The 12,419-nt window shown below is 68.0% G+C and carries 12 protein-coding genes, 2 tRNA genes and 1 pseudogene; 3 read left to right on the top strand and 12 right to left on the bottom strand.

The window, feature by feature from the left end; all coding sequences use genetic code 11:
- Positions 1-51: 51 nt before the first annotated feature.
- Positions 52-1,209: a hypothetical protein gene (locus NVV57_09720; GenBank protein MCR6712938.1), complete on the bottom strand. Its 1,158-nt coding sequence runs from the start codon at positions 1,207-1,209 to the stop codon at positions 52-54.
- 108 nt (positions 1,210-1,317) lie between these two features.
- Between NVV57_09720 and NVV57_09715 the strand changes: the two genes are divergently transcribed.
- Entirely contained in the window at positions 1,318-1,770 is a 453-nt protein-coding gene (locus tag NVV57_09715) for a DCC1-like thiol-disulfide oxidoreductase family protein (protein MCR6712937.1), read from the top strand.
- A gap of 17 nt (positions 1,771-1,787) precedes the next feature.
- On the opposite strand, the gene NVV57_09710 is transcribed toward NVV57_09715, so the two are convergent.
- Together NVV57_09710 and NVV57_09705 are read right to left on the bottom strand one after the other, a co-directional pair.
- Positions 1,788-1,860, bottom strand: a tRNA-Glu gene (locus NVV57_09710).
- Entirely contained in the window at positions 1,861-2,241 is a 381-nt protein-coding gene (locus NVV57_09705; protein MCR6712936.1) for a hypothetical protein, read from the bottom strand. It lies immediately after the preceding tRNA gene.
- Positions 2,242-2,702: 461 nt separating this feature from the next.
- On the opposite strand from NVV57_09705, the gene NVV57_09700 reads away from it, so the two are divergent.
- A complete protein-coding gene (locus NVV57_09700) occupies positions 2,703-3,239 on the top strand; it encodes a hypothetical protein (protein MCR6712935.1) in 537 nt (178 codons plus the stop codon).
- A 39-nt stretch (positions 3,240-3,278) separates the two neighbouring features.
- Positions 3,279-4,057, top strand: a pseudogene (locus NVV57_09695) (SDR family oxidoreductase).
- Between the two features lie 139 nt (positions 4,058-4,196).
- Here NVV57_09695 and NVV57_09690 read toward each other — a convergent pair.
- From NVV57_09690 to gltX, 9 genes are all read right to left on the bottom strand, one after another.
- On the bottom strand, positions 4,197-6,920 hold the full coding sequence (locus tag NVV57_09690) for a hypothetical protein (protein ID MCR6712934.1): 2,724 nt from the start codon (positions 6,918-6,920) through the stop codon (positions 4,197-4,199).
- A gap of 49 nt (positions 6,921-6,969) precedes the next feature.
- Positions 6,970-7,515 carry a hypothetical protein gene (locus tag NVV57_09685; protein ID MCR6712933.1) on the bottom strand — a complete coding sequence of 182 codons (546 nt, stop codon included), beginning with the start codon at positions 7,513-7,515 and terminating at the stop codon, positions 6,970-6,972.
- 124 nt (positions 7,516-7,639) lie between these two features.
- A tRNA-Gln gene (locus NVV57_09680) sits at positions 7,640-7,711 on the bottom strand.
- 67 nt (positions 7,712-7,778) lie between these two features.
- The gene (locus tag NVV57_09675) at positions 7,779-8,732 is read right to left on the bottom strand and encodes a hypothetical protein (protein ID MCR6712932.1); all 954 of its coding nucleotides are present in this window, start codon (positions 8,730-8,732) and stop codon (positions 7,779-7,781) included.
- Positions 8,733-8,779: 47 nt separating this feature from the next.
- The gene (locus tag NVV57_09670; protein ID MCR6712931.1) at positions 8,780-8,974 is read right to left on the bottom strand and encodes a hypothetical protein; all 195 of its coding nucleotides are present in this window, start codon (positions 8,972-8,974) and stop codon (positions 8,780-8,782) included.
- A gap of 90 nt (positions 8,975-9,064) precedes the next feature.
- On the bottom strand, positions 9,065-9,703 hold the full coding sequence (locus tag NVV57_09665; protein MCR6712930.1) for a hypothetical protein: 639 nt from the start codon (positions 9,701-9,703) through the stop codon (positions 9,065-9,067).
- Positions 9,700-10,017, bottom strand: coding sequence for a hypothetical protein (locus tag NVV57_09660; protein ID MCR6712929.1), 318 nt, complete (start codon positions 10,015-10,017; stop codon positions 9,700-9,702). The genes NVV57_09665 and NVV57_09660 overlap by 4 nt, the downstream gene beginning before the upstream one ends.
- 22 nt (positions 10,018-10,039) lie before the next feature.
- Positions 10,040-10,759 carry an HAD family hydrolase gene (locus tag NVV57_09655; protein ID MCR6712928.1) on the bottom strand — a complete coding sequence of 240 codons (720 nt, stop codon included), beginning with the start codon at positions 10,757-10,759 and terminating at the stop codon, positions 10,040-10,042.
- A gap of 167 nt (positions 10,760-10,926) precedes the next feature.
- Positions 10,927-12,408, bottom strand: coding sequence for a glutamate--tRNA ligase (gene gltX, locus NVV57_09650; protein MCR6712927.1), 1,482 nt, complete (start codon positions 12,406-12,408; stop codon positions 10,927-10,929).
- Positions 12,409-12,419: the final 11 nt, after the last annotated feature.

Raw genomic sequence — 12,419 nt, 5'->3', positions numbered from 1 at the left:
GCGACGCGCAGCCGTCTAGCGTCACCTCGAGCACCGCGTTGTCGCCGACGATCACGTTGTCGGCAGGGGTGCCCGACGCGTTTGCGGCTCCGGCAGCCCGTCGCCGTTGGTGTCCGTGTAGTGGGGGGCCACGGACCAGTCGAATCGGGGCTGTGGGTCCGAGCCCCCCGCGGCCGCGCTCACGGTCAGCCTGCATGGCGATCCGATCGCATCATCGAAGGTCGTGGTCGCCGCCGGCTCGCCGAACGTCGGCCAGTCAGTCGACTGCGACACCCACACACTGCCCGCCTGACAGGTTGCGAACGTCACCTGCCCACGGCTCGCCGCGATACCGGCCGACGCCGTGGTGAAGTCCCCTCCTGGCCAGCCTCCTTCCGGCGAGGGCACATGCACCCTCGACGGGGAGCCCCCGGGGGAAGACGCGAGGACGGAGTAGTCCGTGCCGTCCGTCACCAGCGCGTACCCGAGCCCGTCTCCGGCGGCAACGTCGCGCAGGTTCGCGTGCTCGACCTTGCTGAAGTCTCCCAAGTTCTCGCCTTGGCCCACGGCGACATAGGTGTTCCCCATGTCGTTCCCGCCGTCCCAATAGGCGGCGCTCACGACGCCGCCTTCGGCCGCGATCCGCGCGCTCGCGACACCGGTCAGGGCGCGGGAGACGAAGAAGGTCTCGCCCCCGTCTGTCGTGCCGCGAATGCCGCCCGTTCCGCCCCAGATCACCCAGGTCCGCTCGCCGTCCACGGCGACGTCGACATCGGTGGCCCACGTCCCGAGCCGGCGCGCGGGCGTCCAGCTGTTGCCGCCGTCGCTCGAAGTCGTGAGGTACGGCGCCTCACCATGCGCACCGTCGGCATCTGTCCAGGCGCCGATGAACGCCACCGCCACGTGCTTTCCGTCCGCGGCCACCGCGGGGCGCGTGACCCCAATGGATCCGCTGAGGATCGCAACCTTCGCCCACGTGCGGCCCGCGTCCGTGGACCGCACATAGAGGATCCGGCTGCCCAAGGTGGAGTCCATGACAACCCCGTGATAGACCCCGCCAGAACCTGCAGCGACATCCGGGTAGGCGACGGTGTTGCCGAGCGCGGAGGCGCCCGGAATGACGCCAGCAGTATCGGCGGCCGCTGGAGGCGAGGTCATGGGCGCCACCACCGGCAGCACGGCGAGGAGGGCAGCACCAAGCGCGACCGCAACGCGGCGACGTCGTGACACAACGCCTCCCTCTTGACGGCACGGCGACTGACCTTGGCCTGCCAAACGTACCTAGCGCGAGGCGCAGAGTCAGTCTCACGTAGGTCTCACGTTGGCTAACCTGGCCGCATGAACGCAACACCGATCGTCGTCTTCGACGGCGAGTGCGCGCTGTGCAACGGCTTCGTCGCGTGGCTCATCCGCCATGACACGCGCGCCGTCTTCAAGATCGCGGGCAGCGCGGGCGAGGTGGGCAAGGCGATCGTCGCGGCCGCTGGCCTCGAAGGCACTGTCATCCAGTCCACGATCGTGGTGTGGGACGGCCAGCGGGGCCTCACGCGGTCCGACGCTGTGCTCGCCATCGTGACGAGGCTCGGTTGGCCGTGGCGCGCCTTGGGAGTCGCGAAGGCGCTCCCCCGCGCTTGGCGAGACGCCGCGTACGGGGCTGTTGCCAAGCGTCGGGCCCGACTCGAGGCAGAGGACGCCGCGTGCGGAGTGCCCCCAGCGGAACTGGTCGCCGAATGGCGTTCTCGCCTCGCGACGACGGCCGACGTGCCAGGGAACGCAAAAACCTCGCCGTGATCGGCGAGGTCTGAACGTAGCCCCGACGGGATTCGAACCCGCGCTACCGCCTTGAGAGGGCGGCGTGCTAGGCCGCTACACAACGGGGCCCTAGCGTCGTCTGCTCACCCAAAGGGCGGCGAACGCGAGTACCAACTGTACCGGACGGGACCCCGGTGGCGCCAATCCGCGCGCGGCCGGGTGGGTGCGCCAGGATGGGCACATGAGCGAAGCCGCCGCAGCCACCGCCGAGGAGTCGGAGCGACACGCCTCGTGGCCCGAGCTCTTCTTCGATCTCGTAGCCGTCGCGGGCGTCTCGGTGGTGGCGTTCCAGCTGGAGCATGACCAGCCCTGGCAGCACGTGGCCGTGCTCGCGCTGGCGTTCGTGGCGTTCTGGATCGTATGGGCGTCGGTGACCACGTACGGCAACCTGCTCGCGGACAACGCATCGATCGCGGTGCTCTTCGCCTCGATGGCGATACTCGGCGTCATGGCGGCCTCGGTGCCGGGCATCTATGGGGAGCACGCGCGCGCGTTCGCCATCGCGTACGTCATCGGCAGGCTCATCATCGCGCGGCCGTGGTCGCGCGCCGCGGTCGTGGTGGACATGCCGATAGTGCAGGCCACCTTCGGGGTGATCCCGTGGATCGTGTCGTTCTGGATCGAGGGGGACGCGCGCTACGTCTGGTGGGCCGTCGGGATCGCCTTTGACCTGTGGGTGCTCGCCACCATGTCGGGCGAGAATCGCGTGATCCAGGCGCAAGAGCGGCTCAACCGTGCGCTCGAGATGCGCAGTCGGCGCGGGCAGCGCGCGCAGCGCGCGCCGCAGCACAAGGTCGATCGCCGCGAGGGCCGTGAGCTGCCCACCACCATCACCGCCCTGCGCGGCGACACCGCGCACTTGAGCGAGCGCATGGGGCTCTTCATCCTCATTGTGCTCGGGGAGGGGGATCGTGCAGTTGATAGGTGCCGCGGACGCGAGCGAGCACTGGAACCGAGCCCTCCTCGTGGCAGCCGCGGGAGCGTTCGCCCTGGTATGCGAGTTGTTCTTCATCGCGGTGGTGCGCGGCACCGCGGGCCTCGCGCTCCTGCCCGCAGACGCGATTCCACCTCGCGCCTTGTGGATAGGGCACCTGGTCGTTGCTATGTCCCTCGTGACGCTCATGGCCGCGCTCGGCAAGCTCCTCGAGGAGCCTTACGAACCGGTGAGCGCCCACACCGCGTGGATGCTCGGCATCGGCATCGGCGGCTTTGGCCTCGCGAGCGGGGCGGCCCACCTGCTCAGCGGCACGGCCCGACGCTGGGTGACGGCCAGCCTCATTGCCGCGCCCATGGTGCTGGTTGGGCTGTGGATCCGACTGGCCACCGAGTCGTTGAGCGCGAGTTCGCTTGGGTGGCTGCTCGCGGCCTCTGCCGTGCTGGCGGGCGTGCTCGGAACCTGGTCGCTCGGGGGCCTAAGGTCCCGCACCAAGGGGGCGCCGCAGTCCTAGCGTGGAGGGTACGAGGGGCCTCAACGAGGAGGTGTCAACATGACCCGCACCTATGTGGTGACCGGGTCGGCGTCTGGCATTGGAAAGGCAACCGCCGACCTGCTCGCTTCTCAAGGACACCGTGTGATCGGTGTCGACATCCACGACGCGGACATCGTCGTGGATCTCACTACGGAGTCCGGCCGCGCGAGCATGACAGAGCGCGTGCACGAACTCACCGGGGGCCGCATCGACGCGATAGTCGCCGTCGCGGGCCTCGCCACCCCCACCGTCGCCACGGTGGGCGTCAACTACTTCGGAATGGTCGCCACGCTCGAGCGGCTGAGGCCGATGCTCGATGAGTCGGACGCGCCGCGCGCCGTTGGCGTCTCCTCGATGGCGAGCCTCATGCCCGTTGACGACGAGCTCGTCGAGGCCCTCGTGGCCAACAACGAGCCGCCGCCCTCGCGCGCGCCGACGTCCTTGCCGCCGACGCCGAGCACGGCCAGCTCATCTACTCCTCCACGAAGGTGGGGTTCTCACGCTGGATCCGTCGCAACGCGCCGACCGCCGAGTGGGCGGGTGAGGGCATCCCGCTCAACGCCGTGGCTCCAGGGGTGATTCTCACGCCGATGGTGGCCCCGCTCATGGAGACGGACGAGGCGAAGGCAGGGCTCGCAGCGATGGTGCCGATGCCGCTCAACGGCTTCGCGGAGGCGATCGTCGTGGCGCGGCTGCTGGCCTGGCTCGCGAGCGAGGAGAACACGCACCTGTGCGGTCAGGTGGTCTTCGTGGATGGCGGCTCCGACGCCGTCATTCGCGGCGACTCCGTCTGGTAGCCATACCCAGCCACGGCGCTCCTCCACACAATATGCAGAGTGGCACACGGCGTCGGGCCTAATACCAGGCCCGACGCTATGGCCAGTGAACCTCAACGGCTAATTTGTGTGGAGGAGGGCCGCGAGCGCCCCACTCCGGTTACTTGACGGTGGTGGTCTTGGCGCTCGTCGCCGACTTGGTGGTGTAGCCCGTCTTCTTGGCCGTGACCTTGACCGTGATCGTCTTGCCCTTGTCGGCGGCAACGAGCTTGTAGCTGGTGCCGGTGGCGCCGGAGATGGCGGAGCCGCTCCTGTACCACTGGTAGCTGTACGAGCTCGGCGTGGGCGACCACGTGCCACGCGTGAACTTGAGCGTGGAGCCCACCTTCACCGTGCCGGTGATCTTTGGCGCGGGCGCCTTGCTGAAGGTGCCGTTCGCGACGGTCTTTGCGGCCGACGTCTTTGGCGTTGACGCGTACCCGGAGCGCTTGGCCGTGACCTTGACCGTGAGCTTCTTGCCCGCGTCTGCGGCCGCGACCTTGTAGCTTGACTTGGTGGCGCCAGAGATCGCCACCCCACTGCGATACCACTGGTACGCGTATGAACTGGGCTTGGGCGACCACGTGCCGACCGACGCCTTCACCGTGTTGCCGACCTTGACGGTGCCACTGATGGACGCGGTGCCCGCCTTGGTGAAGAACTTCGAGAGGGTCTTGGCGGCGGACGTCGTGGCGACCGACGTGTACCCGGTGCTCTTGCCCGTCACCTTCACGGTGATCTTCTTGCCCGAGTCCGAGCTCGTGAGCTTGTACGTGGACTTGGTGGCCCCGGAGATCGCCTTGCCGCTCCGGTACCACTGGTAGGTGAAGGCCGACGGCGTGGGCGCCCAGGTGCCGACCTTCGCGGTGAGAGTCGCCCCCAGGTATGCGCTGCCGGAGATCGTGGGCGTTGGCGTGGCGCTGAAGGTGCCGATGGCCACGGTGGTGGCCGTGCTGGTCGTCTGCTCACGCTCGTATCCCAGGAGGATGCCGGCGACGCGGACCGAGACCTGGTGGCCATAGTCCGCTGCGGCAAGCTCGTAGGTGGCCCCGTAGGCGTCGATCGGCTCGCCGTCGCGCAGCCATTCGTAACTGAAGTCCGCGACGGGGGTCCACGCCTCGGTGGATGCCGTCAACGTCTTCCCCACCTTGAACGTGCCCGTGATGGTCGGCGCCGCAGTGGCGGTGAAGCTGTGGCCCGTCGGCACGATCGCGCCACTCAGGCGAGTGGTCGTCGCATAGCCCGCGGCGGAGCCGGTGACGGTGAACGTGATGTACTGCCCGCCGTCGTCTTCAACGAGGGTGTAGTTGGTACCCGTGGCGCCAGGAATCGGGTCGCCGTTGCGCAGCCACGCGTAGGTGAACGTGGCGGCCGGGCTCCACGTGCCGACATTCCCCGTAAGGGTGCTGCCCACCTCATGGGTGCCGGTGACCCCAGGCGCCGGCGCCGACGTGAACGGCGTGGCCACGATCGGCACCGCGACCGAGGTCTTCGACGTTGGCTGGTAACCGGTCGCGGAGCCCGTGACGGTCACCGTGAGGTTGTTGGTGGCGTCCGCCTGCGTGGCCGTGTAGGTCTTGCCGGTGGCGCCGCCGATGTTCGTGCCGTTGCGCTTCCACTGGTACGTGAAGGTGGCGGCAGGGCTCCACGTGCCCTCGACGGCCGTCAGCACCTGGCCCGCAGCGGCGGTGCCCGTGACGGTGGGCTCCGGTGCCGTCGTGAACGGCAGCAGCGGCACGGCGAGCGAGTCCGAGGGCTTCGAGACGGCGTTGTAGCCCGCCGCGGATCCGGTGACCTCAACAGTGAGTGCGGTTCCCGCGTCGGCCAGGGTCACCGCATAGTTCGCTGCGGTGGCGCCCGCGATCGACGCGCCATTTCGCTTCCACTGATACGTGAAGGATTCGGCGTAGGGCTCCCACGTGCCGGTGACGGCCGTCAGGGTCTGCCCCACTGCGGGCGTTCCGGTGACGGTGGGCTTGGGCGTAAGCCAGAAGTCCCTGTTGCCCACCTGGAGGTCCATCGTGGCGTTGATGCCGGATGCATTGGCGGATGTCACGTTCACCGCGTTCGCGGAGTACGGGCTGCGCTGATTGTTGTAGTACTCGAACGCGAAGGGCGCGTCCGTCCACACGCTGCCGACGTATCGCCCGCTCGCCTCGAAGTTCAGCGTGTACGACCCTGGCGCGAGGCCCTTGACCGTGTACGCGCCAGTGGTGGGGTCCACCTTGGCGCTGCGGAACGCGGTGTCGTTCTCTGCGTAGACGTTGAGGTAGTCCTTCCACACGGCGTCGGCTCCGGAGCCCAACGTGACGGTGCCGGAGATCGTTCGGCCCACCACCATGAGTTGGTTCTTGCCGGTGGCGTTCACTGTGGTGACATCGACCGTCGTGGAGCCTCCCGCCGTGTAGCTGCCGCCGTAATAGATCGACGCGAGCGGGGTGTAGGTGCGCACGGAGTAGTCCTCGTTCCACCAGTCGCTGCTGGAGAACTCGAGTGTGTAGACCGCCGGCGCGAGCCCGTAGATCGTGTACGCCCCGGTGCCGGTGTCAACTTCGGTGTACGCCCACTCGCCGCTGGCGCCGTCTGCATAGACGTCGATCCCCTTGAGTGCCGCGGTGTCGACGCCCCCTGGCAGGGTCACAGTTCCCGAGATGGTGCGTCCCACCTCGAGGGTGGCGTTGATGTTCGTGGCGTTTGCGCTGGTGAGGTTCACGGGGGTCGCCCCCGACCACGAGTACGAGTTGTTGTAGTACTCGGTCACGAGGTTCACGCGGGGCACGATCGCGTCGCTCGGCTGCCCGCTGAACGAGACCGTGTAGGAGCCGGGCTTGAGTCCGCGGATCACGTAAGCGCCCGTGACCGGGTCCGCCTTGAACGGGATCGAGTCGCCGCACTCACAGCCTGCGGGCCCGGGAATGGAGACCGTTGCGAACAGCGCGTTCTTCCACGCGGCATTCGCCCCCCGAACCCAGAGAGATGGTGCCCGAGATGGTCCGACCGGCCGCGTAGGCATAGGTGAGCCCCGTCTTGTTGGCGCTCGTCACGTCGATGAGCGTGCCGTTTCCGCCCCCGTAGTAACCGGACAGCAGGTTTGCCGAGCGGCACCCGGCGTCCTCCCCGCACAGGAAACTCGCCTCAAACTTCAGGCGGTACTTGCCGTTGTCCACTCCGGATATGGAGAAGGTCTTCGCCGAAGTGTTGAGCGACGCGCTCGTGTAGTAGTCGCCGCTTTCCGTGTAGAGCGTGACTGACACCGTTTCCGCCCAGAAGCTCTGGACACCCGAAGTCGGGATGCTGAAGGTGCCGCTGATGACCCGGGTGCCCGCAGCGTCGGCCGGTGCGGCCGATACCAGGACTGACGCGAGCGCCACCGCCGCAATGGCGAGCAGCGCGGACAGGCGCGGAGCGAGCGAATAGGAGGCGCGGTGGCGCAGAGTCATGGTTACCCCTCGGACGGCACGCGATCTCAGCACGCGTGGGTTGCGCCCACCCTAGGGAAGAACCGCCGCACTGTCCATCCGGTCCGCCGGACATGCAAAAGGCCCCGTCGAGACGGGGCCCAAGCTGGGCTACAAGGATTCGAACCTCAACTAACTGAACCAGAATCAGTCGTGCTGCCAGTTACACCATAGCCCAATGATTCCTCGCGGAACCGGGTACCTACTGTACCCCGTTGCCGGGCTACGCCCAAACTGCGCGCGGGTCACCCGACGACGCGGCAGACGCCGTCGGCGAGCCCTTCATACGGCACCGGAGGCGCAGCGTCGGCCCTCGCGAACGCGCCCGAGCCGAGGAGCACGCCCACGTCGCCGCACTCGATCATCGGCGCATCCACCGCAGAGACGAAGCCCCCTTCGATGACCGCGGGATCGCCCACGCGCACCAGGACCGTGGCGCCGCCAGGGGCGACCGCGACGCCCTGCGCGAAGTCCGCGTAGCCCTCGCTCGGGCCCTCGGTCCAGCCCTCGATCTCGTCGATGGATTCCATGACGGACGCGAGGGCGGGCGTCCACTGCTCCGACATCCGCGGCGCCTCGGGATCCACCACCGCGATCATCCGGTGCGTGGAGTAGAGGAGCGCGTCCGCGGGGTGCTGGTCCAGCCACATGGACTCGGCGAGGTAGCGATAGAAGGCGGTGTCCCCGCGCGCGCTCGCCACGGAGGCCGTCACCGCGGCTTCGTCGCGGACGTCAGCCTTGGTGCGCGGACCCTGGCAGCCTCCGTCGTCCACGGCTTGGAGGGCCAGATTCAGGTCCCGGGAGCGCGAGAAGGAGCTGGAGGGGTACCCGTTCCGGGCCTCCGCCGGCGCAATCCATGACTCCGGCGCCGTCGGCACGATGCCCAGGTACTCCGCCACCGCGAGCACGCGACTGTGCTCGGTGCCGGCTACGGGCTCGCGGGAGAATCCGCGGGACGTCATGCACTGGGAGAACGCCGCGCTGTCGAGCCAACTGGTGTAGACGAGATACGTCGCCTGTGCGGAGCTGAGCGCCACGGTGGACTGCTCCGGCGGCGGGTTTGGCACGGGGGCCGGGCCATCGTTGGTGAGCGCGGCCACGATCATCCAGGCGAAGATCGCCGCAACGAGTCCGCCCACGATCCACGATGTCCGGCGATCGGAACGGGTGGGAGCATCGGCCTCGACGCTGATGATCATCGCCTCAAGCGTGCCACCGTCGCCGTGCGCGCGCTAGGTGCGGCCGATCAGGAGGGGTTGTCGCCCATTTCGCGCCGCGCGAGAGCTGCCTCATACTCCGCGATGAGTTCCGCCTCGGCCTCACTGGGCGTTCGGCACCCGCATGCTCTCTGATGCTCAAAGTGCCACTTGGCGCGATCGGCGCGCGTGGGGCGAACCGGCATGCGGTTGGCCTTGTGCCATTCCCGGTTGATCGCGTTCATGGACGCCTCCTATGGGAAGCGTAGCGCCGCCGCGCGCGAATCGATGCGGGTGGTGATCGCGCGCGGCGGCACAGTCAATAGGCGGGGCTATCAGCCCTGGGACGAGTCGTCACCACTCTCGGTCTCGCCCTTGCCGCCGGAGTCGTCCGAGCCCGCGGAGTCGTCCGAACCCTTCTTGCCCTGGTCCTCGTTGTCTTCGCCCTTGGAACCGTCGCCGCCGTGCTTGTGGTGGTGCGTCCCATCCTCCGCGTGGTCGCGCTTGGAGTTGTCACCCTTCTTCACGTCGCAGTCGGCCTTGTTGCCCTTGTGCTTGGAAACGTCGTCGCTCTTGTGCTTGTGGGCGCCAGCGGCGTGCTCCGCCTTCTCGTGCGTGGCGGGGTCGTCGTCGTGCGTCTTGGTGGGCTTGGGCGACGGAGACAGCGTTGGCTCGTCCGTGGCGGTTGGCGTCGCGGTCGGCGACGGGTCGTCAGACGCCGTCGGGGACACGGCTGCAGGCACGTGATGCGCCGGCGCCGCCGTGCTGTTGAACACGGAACTTGCCGCCGCGCTGCCCCCGAAGGCGACAGCCGCCGCACCCGCGAGGCTCGCGGTGCCTACCGCACCGGTCCACACCACGCGACCTCGACGCGCACGGCGCACCAGCACCGCGGAGTCGTCCGGAGCCGAGAGTGCGTATTCCTTGCCAATGTTCTGGGCAAGCGCGCCCAGCCGGTTGCTGAACTCGTTCATGCGTACCTTCCCTCGATTACGGTCGCGTGAACGTGGAGTTCCGCAACCTCTGCCGCATCGTCCTCAACAAGCCCGCGCAGCTTTGCCGCCGCGTTGGACAGGTACCGCTTCACGGTCCCGTCGGCGAGCTTCATGGCGACGCCGATCTGCGCCACGGAGGTCTTGGTGCGGCCACGAGCGAACGTGCGCACAATCGCCTCCTGAGTGATCTCTTCGGCGTCGGAGCGGGAGCCGCACACCAAGTAGGCATAGCCGACGAGCGCTGGGCGGCGCTCACGCACCACCTGGTCCATCACCTCTGCCCACTTCGCCATGCTTCTCCTGCTCCCTCCCCGTCTACAGTGTGCGACGCATGATCTCGTCAAATGGTTGTAACGAGGGCAATCTCGCTGAGGTTCGAAATGCGCAGGATGCCGGGCGGCGGTTCGTCGGCGCCGGCGTTGCGGTCAAGCCAGATTCCTGTGAGCCCGACGGCCACGGCGGCTTGAGCGTCGATGTCCAGTTCGTCGCCAACGTAGGCGACCTCGCCTGGGGCGAAGCCGATGCGCTCGCAAGCGAGCGCGAAGACACGGGGTCTGGCTTGCCGAAGCCGAGGGTGTCGACGCCGACGAGCATCGGGACCCTCTCGAGGCCACATTTGGCGAGCTTGAGCTCCTGGTACGCCACGGCCGCGTTGCTGAGCGCGCCGTACGGGATACCTTCTGCATCCAGGACGTCGAGGCTCGCCGCCGCGTCTTCGTGCGCTCGCCAGCCCTCCTGGAACGCGCGCTCGAAGTCCTCGTTCCAGGCGTCATAGGCCTCGTCGTCGAGTTCCGGGCCGCCGTACATCACGTGCAGTGCGTTGGCGCGAAGCATGCGCTGCTCGCGGTAGCTGATCTCTCCGCGCGTATGCGCGCGGTAGTAACCTCCCGCGTCGGTGCGCCACACGTTCGCGAGCTCATCGGCGCTGGGAACGCGTTGCAGGTACTCGGCCGCGACCGTGCCGAGGGCGTGACGGAAGGCGCCACGGGTGTCGACGAGGGTGTCGTCGATGTCGAAGAGAACGGCGCGGATCACGCTAACAAGTCTGTCATCCTGCGTCCGCGCGCTGTCATCCTGCGTCCGCGCGAGCGGCTCCCGCGGCGCGTGGAATGGGTTCTGGTGGTCGCGAAATCGCAGTTTCGCGACCACCACGCCCCATTTGGGCAGCTGGGTGTGGGTTCACACTGGCGGACGCGGGGTGACTAGAGCGAGGCGCGCAGGCGCTTGAGCCGCTCCACCGACTGGTACTGGCCAAGGATCTCCATCGACTCGAACAGCGGCGGAGACACGAGGCGTCCCGTGATGCCGACGCGCAACGGGCCGAACGCGAACCGCGGCTTGATGCCCATCTCGTCAACGAGCACGGCGTTGAGCGCCTCCTGCTGCGCCTCGGGCTTGAAGCTGTCCAGGCCCTCGAGCACCCCGATAGCCGCGTCCAGGATCTCCGCAGCGTTTTCGGGCAACTTGGCCACAGCGTCGGGCTCAATGACGAGGCCGTTGGTGTCAACGAACAGGAACCCGAGCATCCCTGGACCCTCGCCAAGCAGCGTCATGCGGGTCTGCACCAGCGGAACGGCGGCCGCGAGCGTGGCCTCCTCGTGGTGGTCGAGACCCTGGACCTCCGGCGAGCCGATGAGTCCCGCGTCGTACAGATACGGGAGCAGGCGCTTCGCGAACTCGGCGGTGGGCAGCATGCGCATGTGCTCGGCGTTGATCGCCTCCGCCTTTTTGAGGTCAAAGCGAGCGGGGTTGGGGTTGACGTCCGCGATGTCGAACGCCGCGACGAGCTCCTCGCGGGTGAAGACGTCGCGGTCGGGCGCGATGGACCAGCCCAGGAGCGCGAGGTAGTTGAGCAGCCCCTCCGGCAGGAAGCCGCGATCGCGGTGGTGGAAGAGGTTGCTCTCCGGATCGCGCTTGGAGAGCTTCTTCGTCCCCTCCCCCATGACCATCGGCATATGCGCATAGGTGGGCACGGCGTCGGCGATGCCAAGCTCCACCATCGCGCGCCACAGCACGATCTGGCGCGGCGTCGAGGAGAGCAGGTCCTCGCCGCGCAGCACATGGGTGATGTGCATGAGCGCGTCGTCTACGGGGTTTACCAGGGTGTACAGCGGGTCGCCGTTGCCGCGGACGATCACGTAGTCCGGCACAGAGCCCGCGGGGAACGTGACCTCGCCGCGAATGAGGTCGGTGAAGGTGATGTCCTCGTCCGGCATGCGCATGCGGATGACGGGTAGCCGACCCTCCGCGCGGTACGCGGCCTTCTGCTCCTCCGTCAGGTCCCGATCGAAGCCGTCGTAACCGAGAGCCTTGTGACGACCGGCAGCGAGATGCCGCGCCTCGATCTCCTCGGGCGTGGAGAAGGACTCGTAGGCGTAGCCGGCCTCGAAGAGCCGCCGAGCCACGTCAACGTGGAGGTCGCGCCGCTGCGACTGGCGGTACGGCCCGTACGGCCCGCCGATGTCGGGCCCCTCGTCGTAGCCGATGCCGAGCCAGCTCATGGCGTCGAGGATCATGTCGTACGACTCTTCCGAGTCGCGCTCGGCGTCCGTGTCCTCGATGCGGAACACCATCTGACCGCCAAGGTGGCGCGCGTACGCCCAATTGAACAGCGCCGTGCGGACCATGCCCACGTGGGGCAGGCCCGTTGGCGACGGGCAGAAGCGAACGCGAACGGTGGACATGATGCCTTTCG

Origin of the sequence: Demequina sp., from assembly GCA_024707205.1 — a bacterium.
Classification (GTDB): domain Bacteria; phylum Actinomycetota; class Actinomycetes; order Actinomycetales; family Demequinaceae; genus Demequina.
Note: the sequence above shows the minus strand (reverse complement) of the source record. Positions and strands in the feature narration are given on the sequence as shown.